The organism is Variovorax sp. YR566, from assembly GCF_051992195.1.
Classification (GTDB): domain Bacteria; phylum Pseudomonadota; class Gammaproteobacteria; order Burkholderiales; family Burkholderiaceae_C; genus Variovorax.
Genome location: NZ_CP197092.1, coordinates 2,061,566 through 2,079,218, shown reverse-complemented (window position 1 = coordinate 2,079,218; position 17,653 = coordinate 2,061,566). Strand labels below are relative to the sequence as shown.

Genomic DNA, 17,653 nt, shown 5'->3' with positions numbered 1-17,653 from the left:
ACCTGTAAGGTCATTTAAAAGGGTACGGTCGGACACGTTCACAGTTCTCGCAATCGCGCGGCAGCTCGAAGTCGTTACAAGGAGCCCGTTGCCATGCCAGTCCCGCAGTCCCTCACCCATTCGCCCATCGACTTCGTCGGCAACGACGCCGAGGCGCTGGCCTCCCACATGCGCCACTGCGCGCGCGCTCACGGGCGCTGGTTCTCGCTGCGAAGCCACATGCAACGGGTGCGCGCGCTCGCTGCGGGCCGCATCGTCACGATCGCCTGCGTGGCCGTGGTGCTGGGTATCGGTCTCTTCGCCATCGCTTGAGCGCCGCAGCCGTCGTCGACCGTCTCCAGGGACTCAGTCCGTACGCCCGGGCGCTGCTGCTCGGCCCGCATGATCCGGTAGCCGCACCGATCCGCGCCGAACTCTTCGGCATCCAGCGTTTCGAGCAGCACGGCCACAGCCTCGCCCGCGCCCAGGTGGTGGAAGAAGACCGCCGCCTCGCGCGCGAGGGCGCGCCCTTCTTTCCGCGCGTGGACGAAAACCTCGCGTCGCTGCGCAACGCCTTCGACTACATCGCGCTGATCTCGCTCAGCGGGCGCTACGTGTCGCCCGCGGCCGAGTGGCTGCTCGACAACTTCCACCTGGTCGAGGCGCAGCTCCAGCAGATTCACGACGGCGTGCCGCGCAGCTACTACGCGCGCCTGCCCAAGCTCGCCGCGCCGCCGCTGGCGGGGCTGCCGCGCGTGTACGGCATTGCATGGGCCTACGTGGCCCATACCGACAGCGTGCTCAACAAGACGCTGTTCACCGCCTTCCTCAATGCCTATCAGGACATCGACGAGCTCACGCTCGGCGAGCTGTGGGCGCTGCCCACCACCCTGCGCGTGGTGCTGCTCGAAAACCTGCGCCGCGTGGCCGAGAGCATTGCCGAGAACAAGGTGGCGCGCGAGATCGCGCATGCCGCATGGGACGCCGCGCCGCACCTTTCGGTGCAAGACCTCGACGTGCTCTACCGCGCGCTGCAAAGCCACGGCCTGCAGGACAACTACCTCACGCAGCTGTGGCAGCGCCTGCCCGTCGAGCACGGCGAAGACATGCCCGCGCTGGTGCGCTGGACCGAGCAGCACTGCCCCAACGGGCCGGCACTGATCGGCGAAGCGCAGAACGCACAGGCCGCCGCCAATCTCACGGTCGGCAACATCATCACCACGCTGCGCATGATCGGCCAGGTCGAGTGGAGCGACCTGATCGAGCCCGTGAGCCGTTCGCTGCGCGTGCTGCGCGAACTGCCGAGCTTCGCCAACGAGAGCGAACTCACGCGCCAGCAGATCACGCATGCGATGGAGCAAGTGGCGCGCAGCAGCGAACAGCCCGAGCGCGCCATCGCGCAAGCCGTGGTGCAACTGGCCGCCAGCGCGCCGGCCGACGACGCGGGCGCGGAGACCGACCGCGCCGACGGCACCGCCGGCTACTACCTCTTCGGCCAGGGCCGGCCCGCGCTCATCGCGGCGCTGCAATCGAACGGCCATGCGGGCCGTGCCGGGCGGGCGCCTGACACGCGGCAGGCACGCAGCCATCGCGGCTGGCGATTGCCCGTCTACGTCGGCTCCGTTGCGCTGGGCACCGCGCTGCTGCTGTTCGCCGTGGTGCACAGCCTGCCGCACCGCGAAGACTGGACCACCGTGCTGGCGCTCGTCCTTCTGGCGTGGCCGCTCTCTGAAGCGCTGCTCGCGCTTGCGCAACGCATCATGGCCGAGTCGGTGCGAGTGCAGGGCCTGCCGCGCCTGGACTTTGCGAACGGCATTCCTGAGCGGCACCGCGCGCTCGTCGTCATGCCCACGCTGCTGGGTTCGACCGCGAACAACGCGCAGCTCGCGCACCGGCTCGAACTGCACTGGCTCGCCAACCGCGAAACAAATGCGCAGTTCGCGCTGCTCACCGACTGGGCCGATGCACCGCTGGCCTCGCTGCCCGAAGACGGCCCCCTGCTCGACGACGCCCTGCAGCGCATCGCTGCGCTCAACACCAAATACCCCGTGGCGCCAGGCGAAGCGCCACGCTTCCTGCTGCTGCACCGCCCGCGCAGCTGGAGCGACACCGAGCAGCGCTGGATGGGCTGGGAGCGCAAGCGCGGCAAGCTCGAAATGCTGGTGCGCCTGCTCGCAGCCGGTGACGCCAGCGGCTTCCTGCCGCTCGCACCGGGCCTGCGGCTCGCCGCCGGCCGCACGCCGTATGTGCTGACGCTCGACAGCGACACCGGCCTGCCGCCGGGCGCCCTGTGCGACCTGGTGTCGATTGCCGCGCATCCGCTCAACGCGCCCGAAATTGACGTGCAACGCCAGCGCGTGGTCGCCGGCTTCGGCATCCTGCAGCCGCGCATCGTCACGCCGTTTCCGCAGCGCCACGAGCGCTCCTTCTTCCATTGGGTGTTCGCCGGCCAGTGCGGGCTAGACCCCTACGGCAGCGGCGCCTCCGACATCTACCAGGACGTGTTCGGCAGCGGCTCCTTCACCGGCAAGGGCCTGCTGAACGTGCGTGCGCTGCACGCCACGCTCGATCGCCGCCTGCCCGACGGCGCGGTGCTCAGCCACGACCTGCTCGAAGGCACGGTCGCGCGCTGCGCGATGGTGAGCGACGTCGTACTTGTCGAGGACCATCCGCACCATGCCGGCGTTGCGGCGTCGCGCGTGCACCGCTGGGTGCGCGGCGACTGGCAGCTGCTGCCGCTGATGTGGCGCGCGCGCCGCTTCGGCATCGATGCGCTGGGCCTCTGGAAGATGAGCGACAACCTGCGCCGCTCACTGGTGGTGCCAGCTTCTTTCGCGCTGCTGGTGCTGGTGATCTTCACGCAGGCCATGCCGCTGGGCTGGGCGCTGGCGGCCGTGGCGTCGGCGCTCACGCTCGGGCCCTTGCTCGGCGCGCTGGCCGGGCTGGTGCCCACGCGCCGCGCCATCGAGCTGCGCCACTTCTTCGACGTGGGCGCGGTCGAGCTGCTGCGTGCCATGGCCGGCGCGGCCTGGCAGTTCGTTCAACTCGCGGCGCAGACGCGGCTGCTGCTCGACGCATGGTTCCGCGCGACATGGCGCCTCGTGGTCAGCCGCCGGCATCTGCTCGAATGGACCACGGCCGCGCAGGCGCAGGCGCAATCGAGCGGTCGCCTCGCATCCTTTGTGCGCAATGCCGCCGCGAGCAGCGTGGCGTGCCTCGCGCTCGCCGTGGCGGCGCACTGGAGCGCATACCCCGTGATCGGCACGCTGCTGTTCGTGCTGTGGGCGCTGGCGCCGGTCGCGGCCTGGTGGGGCAGCCGTTCTGAAGCAAAGGCACCTGACCCGCTCAGCACCGACCAGCGCACCTACCTCGAGAAGCTTGCGCACGACACATGGCGCTTCTTCGAGCACGTGGTGGGCCCGGACGACAACCACCTGCCGCCCGACAACCTGCAGCTGGAGCCGCAACCCACCGTCGCGCATCGCACCTCGCCGACCAACATCGGCATGTACCTGCTGGCCACCTGCTGCGCGCGCGAGTTCGGGTGGATCGACACCACCGCCCTGCTCGCCCGCATCGCCGCCACGCTTGACAGCGTGGACCGCATGCAGAAGCACAACGGCCACCTGTTCAACTGGTACGACACGCAAACGCTGAAGCCGCTGCCGCCCGACTACGTGTCGAGCGTGGACAGCGGCAACTTCGCGGGCCACCTCGTGGCCGTAGCGCAGGCCTGCCGCGCCTTCGCCGCCGAAGGCTGCCAGCCCCATGAAGCGCCCGCGCTCGAAGCACTTGCCGTGCGCTGCGACGCACTGCACGCCGGCATGGACTTCAGCGGCCTCTACGACCCCAAGCGCCACCTGTTCCATATCGGCTTGCGGGTCGAGGAAAACGTGCTCGACGCAAGCTACTACGACCTGCTGGCTTCCGAATCGCGGCTGCTGAGCTTCCTGGCGATTGCCAAGGGCGACGTGCCGCGCCGCCACTGGATGGCGCTGGGCCGACCATTCCTTCTGGTGGGCTTCCAGCCCAGCCTGAAGTCGTGGTCGGGCTCGATGTTCGAGTACGTGATGCCCGCGCTGGTGATGACCGAGCCTGCCGACGGCCTGCTGCAAGTGGCCAATGCCGCCGCCATCGCCGAGCAGCAGGCCTTCGGGCGGGCGCAGAACCTGCCGTGGGGCGTTTCCGAATCAGCCTACTTCGCACAAGACCACTCGCTGGCCTACCAGTACTCGCCCTTCGGCGTGCCGCGCCTCGCGCTGCGGCGCACGCCGCCCACCGACCGCGTGGTGGCGCCCTATGCGAGCGCCATGGCCGCGCCGTTCGCGCCCGGGGCGGCGGTGATCAATCTGGAACAGCTCGAATCGCTCGGCGCGCGCGGCGAGTTCGGCTTTCACGACGCAGTCGACTTCACCGTCTCGCGCCAGCCCGAGGGGCAGGACTTCACCGTGGTGCGCAACTTCATGGCGCACCACCAGGGCATGTCGCTGGTGGCGCTGTGCAATGTGCTGTGCGCCGATGCGCCGCGCCGCTGGTTCGGCAGCGCCGCGCTGGTGCAGGCGCACGAGTCGCTGCTGCACGAGCGCACGCCGCGGCAGATCATCGGCAGCGCCGATCCGCGCACGCCGCCCGAGCCCAGCCAGGCCGAGCTGGCGCCGCTGTTCCAACCCCGCCTTGTCGACCCGATGGCGCCCGGCTTCCAGCCCACGCACCTGCTGTCGAACGGCCGCTACACCGTTGCCCTGCGCGCCAACGGCGCCGGTGTGAGCCGCTGGCATTCGTTCAACGTGACGCGCTGGCGCGACGACCCGCTGCGCGACAGCTACGGCACCTTCTTCTTCGTGCGCGACGAGGGCACCCAGGAACTCACCTCGCTCACCGCCCTGCCCGCGCCGGGCGACGGCTGGCGCTATCGCACCCGCTTCCTTGCCGACCACGTGCAGTTCGACGCGACCGGCCCCGGCCTGCAGGTGCGTACCACTGTGCTCATCAGCCCCGAGGACGACACCGAGCTGCGCAACATCACGCTGCACAACTCGGGCGAGGAAACGCGCACGCTCGAACTGGTCTCGTACTTCGAGCCTGTGCTGTCGAACCCCAAGGCCGACGAGGCGCATCCGGCCTTCGCCAACCTGTTCGTCGAGTCGCGCTGGGAGCCCGCATGGCGCGCGCTGCTGATGTCGCGCAAGCCGCGCCTGCATGGCGACGCGGTGATGGCCGCCGCGCACTTCCTGGCCTCGGCGGACGCGCAAGTGCTCTCGGTCGACTGCATGACCGACCGGCGCGCCTTCATCGGGCGCAACCGCACGCTGGCCAACCCCGCGCTCGACGCACAGCCGCTCACGCCCAACGGCAAGCAGGTCAACGGGCTCGACCCCATCGCCTGCCTGCGCGTGCGGCTGTCGATTGCGCCCGGTGCCACCGCGCGCCTGAGCTTTGCCACCGCGGCCGACAAGAACATCGATGCGCTGATGCCCGGCATCGACCGCTACATGCAGCCGATGCACGTGGAGCGCGCCACCCGCATGGCCGCCACGCTGGCGCAGGTGCGGCTGCGCGACCTGAGCATCGCGCCCGCGCAGAACCTGGCGCTGCAGGACCTGACGACCATCCTCACCTACACCACGCCGCGCGTCATGCGCGACCGCGGGCTGATCGACCTGCGGCAGATCTGGCGCTTCGGTATCTCGGGCGACAAGCCCATCGTGCTGGTGCACATCCACTCGATGATCGGCATGGGGCTGATCAACACGCTGCTGCGCGCCCAGCCCTGGTGGGGCTTCGGCGGCGTGGCCTGCGACCTGGTGGTGCTCAACAGCGAGCCCAACTCGTACCTGATGCCGCTGCAGCGCGAAATAGAAAGCCTGCGCGCGCGCGTCGCGCAGCAGACGCAGAACAGCTTTCCGCGCAACGACACGGCCGGCTTCTACCTGCTGCGCGACCAGGACGTGGTGCCCTCGGAAAAGGCCGCGTTCTCCAGCCTGGCGCGCGCGGTCTTCACGGCCGACGGGCGCCCGCTCGAAGTGCAGGTGGCCGCGCTGCACGAGGCCCGCAATGACACGGCATCGATGGTCAATGACGTCGCCGCACCGCCGGGCGTGCCCCTGCTGCCGCGCCCTGCCCCGACGCCATCGGCTACCGCCCCGACCGGCGACTTCGACGCCGGCACCGGCGAGTTCCGCTTCGAGGTCGGCGCGGGCCGGCGCACGCCACGGCCGTGGATCAACCTCATCGCCAACGCGGGCTTCGGCTTCCAGGTGTCCGAGTGGGGTACGGGCTTCACCTGGGCCGGCAACAGCCGCATGCACCAGGTGACGCCGTGGTCGAACGATCCGGTGCAGGACCCGGCCTTCGAGCACTACCTGCTGCAGGACCTTGCTTCGCGCGAGATGCTGCCGCTGACACCTGCCGGCGGCAGCGCGGGCAGCGCACGCCACCGTGTGCGACACGGACAGGGCTACACGGTGTTCGAGCACAAGGCGAATGATCTCGCGCTGGAAACCACCTTCTTCGCGGATCGCGACGAGGCCGTCAAGCTCGTGCATGTGCGCGTGCGAAACGGCGGCACCGGCACGCGCCGCCTGCGCGCACTGGCCATGGCCGAGTGGCAGCTCGGCGACGCGCGGGGCACGCGGCGCACCGTGCATTGCTGGAAGCCGGAAGACCAGCCGGCAGTGTTCGGCCAGCAGCGCGAATCGGGCGCGGGCTTCGGCGGCAGCACGGCCTTCCTGCTGCTGGCGGGGCTGCAAGGTGCCACGCAATGGACCTGCGACCGCAATGAATTCTTCGGTGATCGCGGCATGGTCGAAGTACCCGACACACTCGCACGGCGCGCCGGCAGCGGGCTCGACGCCTGCGCGGCCATCGGCGGCGAGTTCGTGGTGGCGGCCGGCGGCACCGCGGGCTTCACCTTCGTGCTGGGCCACGCGGGCAGCGCAGACGCCGCACTCGAGCTCGCGCGCCGCTGGCGCCAGCGCGACGTGCCCGAAGCATTGGCGCAGGTGCGCGGCTTCTGGGACGAGCTGCTCGGCCGCCTGCAGGTGCGCACGCCCGATCCGCTGTTCGACGCACTGGTCAACCGCTGGCTGATTTATCAGACGCTGGCCTGCCGCCTCTGGTCGAAAGCGGGCTTCTACCAGGCGGGCGGCGCCTTCGGCTTTCGCGACCAGCTGCAGGACGCGATGGCCTTCGCGCTCACCGACCCGGCGCGGCTGCGCGAGCAGATCCTGGTCAACGCAGCGCGGCAGTTTCCCGAAGGCGACGTGCAGCACTGGTGGCACATGCCCGGCGGTGCCGGCGTGCGCACGCATTTCTCTGATGACCTGCTGTGGCTGCCGTACGCGTCGGCGCACTATGTCGAGGTGACGGGCGATGCATCTCTGCTCGACGAGATGGCCGGCTTCATCGAAGGCCCCGCCATTCCCGACGGTGCCGAAGACGCCTACTACGCGCCGCAGCGCAGCGGCCAGATGGCCAGCGTGTTCGAGCACGGCGCGCGCGCCATCGACTGCAGCCTGAAGACCGGCGTGCACGGCCTGCCGCTGATGGGCACCGGCGACTGGAACGACGGCATGAACCGCGTGGGCAACGAAGGCCGCGGCGAATCGGTGTGGCTCGCGTGGTTCCTGTGCAGCGTGGTCGCGCAGTTTGCGCCGCTGGCACAGGCACGCGGCGAGCACGAACGCGCCGCGCGCTGGACCGCGGCACGCACCGGCTGGATCGCCGCGCTGCACGACGCGGGCTGGGACGGCGCGTGGTTCCGCCGCGCCTTCTTCGACAACGGCGCGCCGCTGGGCTCTTCGTCCAACGACGAATGCCGCATCGACCTGATTGCGCAGGCGTGGTCGGTGCTGTCGGGCGCCTCGGACGCGGCGCACACGGGGCCGGCCATGGAATCCGTCAAGAAACTGCTGCACGACGAGCCGGCCGGACTGATGCGCCTGCTGACGCCGCCGTTCGCGCGTTCGGGCAACAACCCGGGCTACATCCAGGCCTACCCGCCCGGCGTGCGCGAGAACGGCGGGCAGTACTCGCACGGCGCGGTGTGGGCGCTGATGGCGCAGGCGCTGCAGGGCGACCACAAGGCCGCGTGGCGGAGCTTCGAGGGGCTGAGCCCTGCCCATCGCGCACAGCACCCCGAGCGCGGCCCGGCCTACGAGCTGGAGCCCTACGTGATGGCGGGCGACATCTACGGTGCCGCGCCCTACGTGGGCCGTGGCGGCTGGAGCTGGTACACCGGCTCGGCCGCGTGGCTGCACCGTGCGGCGGTCGAAACGCTGCTGGGCCTGAGCGTGAAGGGTCGCCAGCTCTCGCTGACGCCGCGCGTGCCTGCGCACTGGCCGGGCTTCGAGATCGCACTGCGGCTCGGCGCGCGCAAGCTCACGCTGCAATGGGGCGATGTGCAAGGCGCTGCCGCCTCCACGCATCAGCTGGCGGTGGGCGAATGGATCGACTGGCAGGCGCTGCCGGCCGATGCGGTGCTGCGGGTGGGATGAGCCGACACTCGCGGTGGCCCTAGACTCGCAACCAGACCTCGCATCAGAAGTCGTGACTCGATCACGCATCCGACATTCCATCGCTTCCCGAAGCGGCGCCACCCAGAACATGAGCACCACCAAGATCCAGTTCCGCCGCAAGGTCATCGTCATCGTCCTGCTGTGCGTGGCCGTCGGTGGCGCCGTCGTCCGGCATTACGCGACACCCGGCACCACCACGCGCGACATCGCCACGCTGCTGATGGTGCTGTGGGTGCCGATCATCGGCAACGTGATTGCATGGCTCATCAGCAAGCGCCCGCGCCGTGCGCCGAGTGCGCCGGCCGTCATGCCGCCGAGCTTCGACACGGCAGGCGCCTTCACGCCGCATGCGCGCGTCGAGCTCACCTTCCGCAAGCCCGCGCTGCCCTCGCAGGACCTGCCGATTGCGCCGGGTGAATACCGCTGCGCACTGGTGATCGACAAGGAAGGCTTCTCGGCGCGCTGGGTCGTGCCGCCGGGCGATGCGCTGGAGCGCGGCAAGCCTGCGGCGCTGGAGGTCGAATTTCTCTCGCCGGCCGTGGCGCAACCGAAGTTTGCGCAGGGTGCGGTCTTTCGTGTACTGATCGGCGACTCGTTCATCGCCGACGGCCGGGTGCTGTAGCTGCGGGCCACGCCAGCAAAGCCAGCAAATACGGATACGCGGATGGCTACAGCCATCAAAAGGGTCGATTGTTCGCCCCAGGGAAACTGACTACTGCTCCCCGGCGTCTTTGTCGCGGAGGCGACGGCTCGCACACTCCAATGCCTCTTCACCAGCATTGGCCCACGCGTCGCCGATGCTTCCAAGGACCGCTTCCCATGATGAATTCCCCAAGCAGCAACCCGTGCATCGACGACCTCGCTGCACCGGCGCCGGTCTCCGCACCGGTGCCTGCGTCCCGCTCCGCATGGCTCGCCGTCAGCTCCATCGCCGTCGGCACCTTCGCGATGGTCTCGACCGAGTTCATGCCCATCGGCCTGCTGACCGACATTGCGCGCGGGCTCAACGTGTCCGACGGCACGGCCGGCCTGATGGTCACCATGCCCGGCGTGCTGGCCGCATTCGCCGGCCCGGCTTTGATCGTGGCGTCGGGCAAGCTCGACCGCCGCACCGTGCTGATCGCGCTCACCACGCTGCTGATCGCCTCCAACCTGCTCGCCGCCTTCGCGCCCAACTTCGGCACGATGCTGGTGGCGCGTCTGCTGCTCGGCCTGTGCGTGGGCGGCTTCTGGACTTTTGCGCCCGCCGCCGCCACGCAGCTGGTGCCGCATGCTTCGCAGGCGCGTGCCATGTCGCTGGTGCTGGCCGGTGTGTCGGCCGCCACGGTGCTCGGGGTGCCGGCAGGTTCGCTCCTCGGCACGCTGTTCGGCTGGCGCGCCTCGTTCGCGGTGACCGGTGCACTGGCGGCCATCGTGCTGCTGGTGCAGCTGTGGCTGCTGCCCGCGATTCCGCCGGTGCGCGCCATCGGCGCACGCGACCTGCTGACGCCGCTCACGCGCCGCATGGCGCAGGTCGGCCTGCTCGCGGTGCTGTTCTTCATTGCCGGCCACTTCGCGGCCTACACCTACCTGAAGCCGCTGCTGCAACAGGTATTCGGCCTGGCGCCCAACTCGGTCTCGACGCTGCTGCTGGTCTACGGCGCGGTGGGCTTCGTCGGCACCTTCGTCGGCGGCAGCCTGGTGGCGCGCAGCGTGCGCGGCACCACCCTGCTGGCGGCGTTGATGCTCGCCACCGCCCTGCTGCTGACGACGGTGATCGGCTCCGGCTTCGTGCCCGGCGCGGTGGTGGTCGTGATCTGGGGCGTGGCCTTCGGCCTGATCCCCGTGGCGCTCACGGGCTGGATGATGGAAGCGGTGCCCGACGCACCCGAAGCCGGCCAGGCCCTGCTGGTGAGCGGCTTCCAGGTGGCGATTGCCTCCGGCGCGCTGATCGGCGGCGTGACGGTCGACAACTTCGGCATCTCCAGCGCGATGGTGCTCAGCGGCGTGCTGGTGCTGATCGCTGCGCTCATCGTCGGCACGCTGGGCCGGGCACGCGGCGGTGCTTCGCTGGCTGCGGTTCCGGAATAACGCGGCACTGACCCTTCAGCGGCGGCCGGGCTTCTTTCCGGCCGCCACGATCGCATCGAGCACCACGCGCAAGGCCTTGTTGACGGGCTTGTCCCGCCGGATCACCACGGCCAGCGTTCGGTGCATGCGTGGATTCAGGCGGCTGGTCTTCAGCTCGGGGTGGGCGCCGCGGCCCACCATCGACATGCCGGGCACGATGGCATAGCCCAAGCCCGCGGCCACCATCTCCTTCATCGCCTCGACGCTGCCCAGCTCCATCACGGGCTGCGGCTGCAGGCCACCGGCGGCGAACCAGCGGTCGACCAGCTTGCGCGTGTTGGCGGCGGGCTCGAACAGCACCAGCGGCAGCGCGCCCAGATCGGCCGGCGCCACCCTCGCCTTCAGCGGTGCGAGGTCTGCCCGGCCGATGGCGACGAACTCGTCGTCGAGCACTGGCATCACCGTCAACGAGCGCCCAGCCGCCGGCAACGTGACCAGCGCGAGGTCGAGGCTGTTCTCTTCCACCTTGCGCGCCTGGTCTTCGGTGTTGCCGGTGCTGACCACCACGCCCAGCTCCGGAAACTGCTCGCGCAGTCCGCGCAGCACGGCCGGCAGGAAATGCAGGCAGGCCGTCGCGCCCGTGCCAAGCCGCACACGGCCCGCGATGCCGCTGGCGTGGTCGGCCAATGCATCGACGGCGTTCTCGACCGCGGTCTCGATGTGTTGCGCGTGGCGCAGCAGCTCCATGCCCGCGGGCGTGGCCTTCGCGCGCTTGCCGACCCGCTCGACGAGGCGCACCGCCAAATGGCGCTCCAGCTGGCGGATCTGCAGGCTCACGGCCGGCTGCGAGATGCCGAGCCGGTCGGCGGCTGCCGAGAAGCTGCCGCTTTCGATCACCAGCCCGAAGGACTTGAGCTGATCTAGGTTCAGTGATTTATCCAAAGTATTTCTTATGCCTTGCATAGGTCAGCGAAGCTTCACTTATCAAGTGTGGATCGTCAAGATCGGGCCATGTCATCTCCATGCCTCACTTCCGCCACCGTTGAAATCCTCGACGCCGAGCCGCATCACGTGGCCGCCGTGCAGGCCATCTACAGCCACTACGTGCTGAACGACCTGTGCTCCTTCGAGGAAGAAGTACCCACCGTCGACCAGATGCAGGCGCGCCGCGCCGATGTGCTCCAGCGCGGCCTTCCCTACCTCGTCGCGCTGAAGGACGGCGAGGTCGCCGGCTATGCCTACGCCACCGCCTACCGCGCCCGCTCCGCATACCGGCACACGGTGGAAGACTCGATCTACGTCGCGCAAGGCATGCACGGCCATGGCATCGGCAAGGCGCTGCTGCGCGAAGTGATCCGGCGCTGCACCGACGGCGGCTTCACGCAGATGGTGGCGTGCGTGGGCAACAGCGCCAACGCAGGCTCGCTGCGGCTGCACGAAAGCCTGGGCTTCGAGCAGGTCGGCGTGATGCGCGACATCGGCTTCAAGTTCGGGCAGTGGGTCGACACCGTGCTCCTGCAACGTGCATTGCGCTGAGCCCGCCCCGCAGCGCGGCTGGCTGGCACTGCTGTGCACGAGCCGGCTGCTGCAGGCGATGATCGTCACCGCCTATTCCGGCGTGCTGCCGTTCATGATGGCCGACTGGCACATGACGGCCGCGCAGGCCGGCTCGATTCAGAGCGCCTGGCACGTGGGCTACATGAGCTCGCTGTTCGCCGTGGGCCTGCTGGCCGACCGCTACGGGCCGCACCGCATCTTCTTCGCCGGCAGCGCCATCAGCGCGATGGCGGCACTGGCCTTCGCCATCTTCGCGCGCGACCATCTCTCGGCGATGCTGCTCTACGGCCTGGCCGGGCTGTGCGCGGGGGCCTCGTACACGCCGGGCCTGCAGCTGCTGGCGCGCAACACCGAGCCCGCCGTACGTGGGCGTGCGATGGGCCTTTTCATCGGTTCGTCGTCGATGGGCTATGCGCTCTCGCTCGCGGTAGTGGCGGCATTCAGCCATCTGCAGCACTGGCGGCTGGGCTTGCTGGTTGCGGCGGGCTGCACCGTGGCGGGCGCATTGCTGACGCTGCAGGCGCTGCGCCGCATGCGGCCGCCTTCGGCGCCCGTGCCTGGCGCGGTCCGCGAAGGCACCTGGCACGCGCTGGCCGCCACGGTACGCGACAAGCCCGCGATGGCTGGCAACTGGGCCTATGCCTTCCATTGCTGGGAGCTCATGGCGCTGTGGGCGTGGCTGCCGGCCTATCTGGTGGCGTCGTCGGGCACGGCGACATCGTGGCAAGGCGCGGGCATCGCGCTTGCCGCGCTGGCGCACCTCGTCAGCGTGTTCGGCAGCGTCGCAGGCGGCGCAGCCTCCGACCGGCTTGGCCGCGCGCGGGTGATGATGATCGCCACCGTCGCAAGCCTGTGCATGTCCTTCGCCTTCGGCTGGATGTGGAGCTGGCCGCTGTGGCTTCTGGCTGCGGCCGCCGCCATTTACAACCTGCTCGCCATTGCGGATTCGTCGGTCTACTCGACCGCGCTGGCCGACGTGGTGGCGCCGCACCGGCTGGGCGTGGCGTACTCGGTGCGTTCGGTGATGGGCTTCGGCGCGGGTGCGCTCAGTCCGTGGGTGTTCGGCCTCGCGCTGGACTGGGGGCAGACGCGCTTCGGCCTGGGCAGCACGCACGGCTGGGTGGCGGCGTGGAGTTCGGTCGGGCTGGGCGCGCTGCTGGGGCCGTTGATGATCGCGCGCTTCTCACGGCTGCACCGTGCGCACGCGGCTGCTGCTCACTGAGCTTCTTCGCCCTCGGACCACTCGGGGCTGTAGCCGCCGAGCGTCGGGTGGTACATCTCGTCGCCCGAATGCTGGGTGAACTCGACATTGAGCCGGTCTTCGCGCAAGCCCAGGATCTCGATGCAGTCGCGGCACAGCGCCTTGGCCACTTCGAGCCGCAGTTCGGCCGATCGGCCGCGCCGGATGTCGCACATGAGCACCGACACCTCGGCGGGCTCGCCGTCCACCATGCGCCACACGCCGCCCTCGCCCACTTCGCGGATTGCGATGCTGATGCGGCGGATGTCGACGCTCATCATCTGCGCGTAGGTTTCGCTGAGTTTCTTGGCGAGGCGTTTCTTGTCGACCACGGGGTGGCGGCCGTTCACATCGAGTTGGAGATAGGGCATGTGGGGATTCCTCCAGGCTGATCCTAGCCATTGCGGTTTTACTCTGCAACCGAATGGCCATTGCGATCTAAACTCGCGCCCAACGCAGGAAGAAAAGCCATGGCCCGAAGAAGAAGCCTCAAAACCGACGCATGCCCAATGGCACGCGCGCTCGAGATCGTCGGCGACCAATGGTCGCTGCTTGTCATCCGCGATGCGTTCGACGGCATGAAGCGCTTCGGCGAGTTCCAGCAGAGCCTGGGCGTCGCGAAGAACATCCTGTCGGACCGGCTGAAAAATCTGGTGCAGGAAGACGTGCTCGACCTCGTGCCCGCCTCCGACGGGTCGCTCTACCAGGAGTACGTGCTGACGGCCAAGGGCAAGGGCCTGTTTCCCGTGGTGGTGGGCCTGCGGCACTGGGGCGAAGCGCACCTGTACGCCAAGGGCGAGCGGCATTCGGTGCTGCTCGAGCGCGACAGCGGCAAGCCGGTGCCGAAGATCGATCTGCGCACGCGCGATGGAAAGCCGCTGGACCCGGACCTCACCTTCGTGAAGAAACTGCCGGCAACAACAGCGACTAAAGCAGGCTCTCGCTGATGAACGGGAAAAGCAGCCACAGCTGCAGCCGCGTACCGAAGTCGACGCCGGGGTCGCTCTCGTAGACGGTCTCGGCGCCGTTCACGTTCCCCACCCACTGCAGCCGGTCGCCCGATTCTCGGCGCTGTCTTCGCTGGTGGGTGCAGTGTCGCTGTCGCGTGCGGTCAACGACGAGGCGCTTTCGCGGGAAATCCTCACGGCTGCGGCTGGCGAGTTGAAGGCCCTGCTGGGCTAGGCCTACTCCCCCAGCAGCTCCCCGATCGGCTGCAGGTCTTCCACCCGGTCGCAGATCGACTTGATCACCATCGTGATCGGAATGCCCAGCAGCAGGCCCCAGATGCCCCAGAGCCAGCCCCAGAAGATCACGCCCACGAACACCGCCACCGGGTTCATGCGGCTGGTGCGGCTGGTGAGCCAGGGCATCAGCAGGTTGCCGATGATCGTGTGGATCGCCAGCGACACGCCGCCCACCACGATGCCCATCTGCAGGCTGTTGAACTGCAGGAAGGCCACCAGCCCCGCGGCCGCCAGCACGATCACCGAGCCGATGTAGGGAATGAGGTTGGTCACTGCCGCGATGATTCCCCACACCGCCGCGTTCTCCACGCCGAGGGCCCAGAACGCCAGCCCGGTCGCCACGCCCACCACCCCGCTCACCAGTATCTGCACCAGCAGGTAGCGCTCGATGTTGCGGGTGATGTCGTCCAGCACGTGCACCGTGACCTTCTTCTTCTGCAGGCTCGACCCGGTGATCTTGATGAGCTTGCGGCGGAAGGTGTCGCCCGAGCAAAGCGCGAAGTAAGTGAGGAAAGCCACCAGCGTGAGCTGCCCCATCGCGCTCAGCAGCCCGACGGTGCCGCTCAGCAGGTAGTCGCGCACGTTGAAGCCCGGCCGTTCGATGACCACGCGCGCCACGCCCTTGCGCGCTGCAACGCGGGCGGAGTTTTCTTCGGCGGCTTTCTCGAGCTGCGCGGCGGCCTGCTGCACGCTTTCGAGCGGCGTGGCGCTGGCGCCCTTGTCGCGGCGCATGGCCTGGCCGAGCTTCTGCGCGGCCACCGGCAACGAATCGAGCAATTGCGAGGCGCTGCCCGACAGCGAATAGCCGGTCCAGCCCAGCCCGCCGAACAGCCCCACGAGGATCAGCGCCGCGCCAATCCAGCGCGGCAGCTTCCAGCGATGGAGCAGGTCCACCAGCGGCGAAAGCGCGTAGGTCAGCAGCAGGCTCAGCATCAGCGGAATGAACACGGCCTGGCCCCACTGCAGCGCGAACACGCTGGCCAGCACGGCGAGCACCACCAGCGAGGCGCTGCGCACGTCGACGGGCATGTGCAGCAGCAGGCGGTCGCGCGCGGGTGCGGGCGGCTCCGGTTCGGGCTCGGTGACCGGTTCGGGCTCTTGCGCCTTGGGCACAGGTGCGGGCTCGACCGCTGCGGCCTGCGGTGGTTCGGCAGCCGGTTCCGGCTTTGGCTCAGGCGGCGGTGCCTCGGCAGCCGCGGGCTTGTCGTCGCTCATCGCGCTTCCTTGAGCACTTCGCGCACCGCGGCAAGCTGGCGACGCGACACGGCCACGGGCTCGGGAATGGCGTCCAGCCGCAAGGCCCAGCCTTCGGCGTCCTCGCCGTCGTCGTATTTCTCCAGCGCGCGAATCGCCGAGCGCGCCACCAGCGCATTGCGGTGCACGCGCAGGAAGCGGTTCGGATAGCGCTCCTCGAACTCGTTGAGCGAGCCGTCGAGGATGTGGCTGCGCGTGGCGGTGCGCACGGTGAGGTACTTGTATTCGGACTTGAGGTAGAGCACTTCAGACAGCGGCACGCGCTCGGCTCGGCCGCGGTCCTGGATCAGCACCGTCTCGGGCACGGCCTCGGCCTGCAGCGCGCGGCGCTCCTTCAGGAAGCGTTCTGCCTTCTGCAGCGCCTGCTGCAAGCGCTCGGCGCGCACGGGCTTGGTGAGGTAGTCGACCGCATCGAGGTCGAAGGCCGTCACCGCGTGGGTCGCGTGCGCGGTCACGAACACCACGGCCGGCGCATCGGAGCGGCTGCGCAGCGCGCGCGCCACCTCGATGCCGTCGACGCCGGGCATGTGTACGTCGAGCAGCACCAGGTCGAGCGCCATCGTCGTCAGGTGCTGCAGCGCCTCGGCACCCTGCGAAGCCTCGGCCACCACTTCGGCGGCGGGCGATGTGCAGTCGCGCAGCAGCGTGCGAAGGCGCGATCGCGCCAGGGCTTCGTCGTCAACTATGAGTGTCTTGAGGGTCATGATTCGGCGGGGATCGCTATGCGCACCCGGTAGCTTTTCTGGTCCATGCCGGCGCTGAACTGCATCTGCATGTCGTGCAGCAGCCGCAGCCGGTCGCGCACGTTGGCCAGCGCAATGCCGTGGCCGCGCGGCAGCGGCTCGTCGGCCCAGCGCAGCGGCGGCAGGCTGTTGACCACCTCGATCACCACCATGGAACCGCGCCGCTCGGTGCGGATGCGCAGCCTGGCGCCCTCGGGGCTGGGCTCCACGCCGTGCTTGATGGCGTTCTCGACCAGCGGCTGAAGCAGCAGGGGCGGCAGGCGCGCGTTGCTGGCGGCGGCGTCCAGGTCCCAGCGGATGCGCAGGCGGTCGCCGAAGCGCACCTGCTCGATGGCCAGGTAGCGCTCGGCCAGCGCGATCTCGTCGGCCAGCGTGCACGATTCGCCCGGGTCGGCCAGCGCCTGGCGGAACAGTTCGGCCAGGTCTTCGAGCATGGTCTCGGCCTTGGCTGGCTCCTCGCGCACCAGCGCGATGGCGCTGTTGAGCGTGTTGAACAGAAAGTGGGGGCGGATGCGCGATTGCAGTTCTTCCAGCCGCGCGGTGGTCGCCGCCGGCGTCTGGCCCCGGGCGCGCAGCACCATCGCGGCCATCACCAGCCCCGCGAACAGGGCGCCGGTCAACGCACTGGCCAGCCACGGCGCACTGGCAAGAACACCCGTCAGCCGCAGCAGGCCACAGCCATACAGCGCCGACACCGCGCCGAGCACGGCCCCGGCCGCGTACTGCCCCTGTTTCGGCAGGCGCCGCAGCGGCTTCTTGAGCCCGCAGGCGCTCACCAGCCACATCAGGGTGGCTGGCAGGGCCCCGCCAGTGACGGTGGCCGTCTGCACCAGCCATTCGCCGGGCGTGGAGGCCACGAACAGGGTGGCGATAGCCACCACCGCCTCGACGAACACCACGGTGCGCAGCACCACGCCGATCTGGCAGGCGTCGAAGATCGACGGGTCGCCGCGCAGGGGCGTGCGAGCCCTTTCCGACGATGACGGGGGCGTGGGGGTAGAGCTGGCCGATAAAATCGCCGGGTTGCGCATCGCAGACATCAGATCCATCGGGTGACCAACCCATTATTGC

The 17,653-nt window shown here is 69.3% G+C and carries 12 protein-coding genes; 7 read left to right on the top strand and 5 right to left on the bottom strand.

The window, feature by feature from the left end; genetic code table 11:
- The first annotated feature begins 93 nt into the window (after positions 1-93).
- The 4 genes from ACTG4X_RS09605 (at position 94) to ACTG4X_RS09590 (ending at position 10,565) form a co-directional block, all read left to right on the top strand.
- On the top strand, positions 94-312 hold the full coding sequence (locus ACTG4X_RS09605; RefSeq protein ID WP_093049364.1) for a hypothetical protein: 219 nt from the start codon (positions 94-96) through the stop codon (positions 310-312).
- A complete protein-coding gene (locus ACTG4X_RS09600) occupies positions 309-8,474 on the top strand; it encodes a GH36-type glycosyl hydrolase domain-containing protein (RefSeq protein WP_440533689.1) in 8,166 nt (2,721 codons plus the stop codon). Before ACTG4X_RS09605 ends, ACTG4X_RS09600 begins: the two co-directional genes overlap by 4 nt.
- 109 nt (positions 8,475-8,583) lie before the next feature.
- Positions 8,584-9,117 (top strand): hypothetical protein, encoded by a 534-nt coding sequence (locus ACTG4X_RS09595; RefSeq protein ID WP_440533688.1) that lies wholly within the window; start codon positions 8,584-8,586, stop codon positions 9,115-9,117.
- Positions 9,118-9,314: 197 nt separating this feature from the next.
- Positions 9,315-10,565 (top strand): MFS transporter, encoded by a 1,251-nt coding sequence (locus ACTG4X_RS09590; protein ID WP_440533687.1) that lies wholly within the window; start codon positions 9,315-9,317, stop codon positions 10,563-10,565.
- Between the two features lie 15 nt (positions 10,566-10,580).
- Here the strand turns inward: ACTG4X_RS09590 and ACTG4X_RS09585 are convergent, their stop codons facing one another.
- Positions 10,581-11,507 carry a LysR family transcriptional regulator gene (locus ACTG4X_RS09585; protein WP_440533686.1) on the bottom strand — a complete coding sequence of 309 codons (927 nt, stop codon included), beginning with the start codon at positions 11,505-11,507 and terminating at the stop codon, positions 10,581-10,583.
- A gap of 48 nt (positions 11,508-11,555) precedes the next feature.
- Between ACTG4X_RS09585 and ACTG4X_RS09580 the strand changes: the two genes are divergently transcribed.
- Both ACTG4X_RS09580 and ACTG4X_RS09575 read left to right on the top strand, forming a co-directional pair.
- A complete protein-coding gene (locus ACTG4X_RS09580; RefSeq protein WP_440533685.1) occupies positions 11,556-12,080 on the top strand; it encodes an N-acetyltransferase family protein in 525 nt (174 codons plus the stop codon).
- Complete coding sequence (locus tag ACTG4X_RS09575; protein ID WP_440533684.1) at positions 12,067-13,323, top strand: MFS transporter; 1,257 nt, start codon at positions 12,067-12,069, stop codon at positions 13,321-13,323. Before ACTG4X_RS09580 ends, ACTG4X_RS09575 begins: the two co-directional genes overlap by 14 nt.
- On the opposite strand, the gene ACTG4X_RS09570 is transcribed toward ACTG4X_RS09575, so the two are convergent.
- Positions 13,317-13,712 (bottom strand): tautomerase family protein, encoded by a 396-nt coding sequence (locus ACTG4X_RS09570; protein ID WP_440533683.1) that lies wholly within the window; start codon positions 13,710-13,712, stop codon positions 13,317-13,319. The two genes, ACTG4X_RS09575 and ACTG4X_RS09570, sit on opposite strands and share 7 nt — an antisense overlap.
- 99 nt (positions 13,713-13,811) lie before the next feature.
- Here ACTG4X_RS09570 and ACTG4X_RS09565 point away from each other — a divergent pair, with 99 nt between their 5' ends.
- A complete protein-coding gene (locus tag ACTG4X_RS09565) occupies positions 13,812-14,288 on the top strand; it encodes a winged helix-turn-helix transcriptional regulator (RefSeq protein WP_440533682.1) in 477 nt (158 codons plus the stop codon).
- Positions 14,289-14,525: 237 nt separating this feature from the next.
- Here the strand turns inward: ACTG4X_RS09565 and ACTG4X_RS09560 are convergent, their stop codons facing one another.
- Genes ACTG4X_RS09560 through ACTG4X_RS09550 form a run of 3 tightly spaced genes read right to left on the bottom strand, consistent with a single transcriptional unit; the run spans position 14,526 to position 17,613 of the window.
- Complete coding sequence (locus tag ACTG4X_RS09560; protein WP_097199817.1) at positions 14,526-15,800, bottom strand: AI-2E family transporter; 1,275 nt, start codon at positions 15,798-15,800, stop codon at positions 14,526-14,528.
- Positions 15,797-16,543: a LytR/AlgR family response regulator transcription factor gene (locus ACTG4X_RS09555; protein ID WP_093049334.1), complete on the bottom strand. Its 747-nt coding sequence runs from the start codon at positions 16,541-16,543 to the stop codon at positions 15,797-15,799. Before ACTG4X_RS09555 ends, ACTG4X_RS09560 begins: the two co-directional genes overlap by 4 nt.
- Positions 16,540-17,613, bottom strand: a complete 1,074-nt coding sequence (locus ACTG4X_RS09550; RefSeq protein ID WP_101952319.1) for a sensor histidine kinase — start codon at positions 17,611-17,613, stop codon at positions 16,540-16,542. The genes ACTG4X_RS09555 and ACTG4X_RS09550 overlap by 4 nt, the downstream gene beginning before the upstream one ends.
- Between the last annotated feature and the right edge of the window lie 40 nt (positions 17,614-17,653).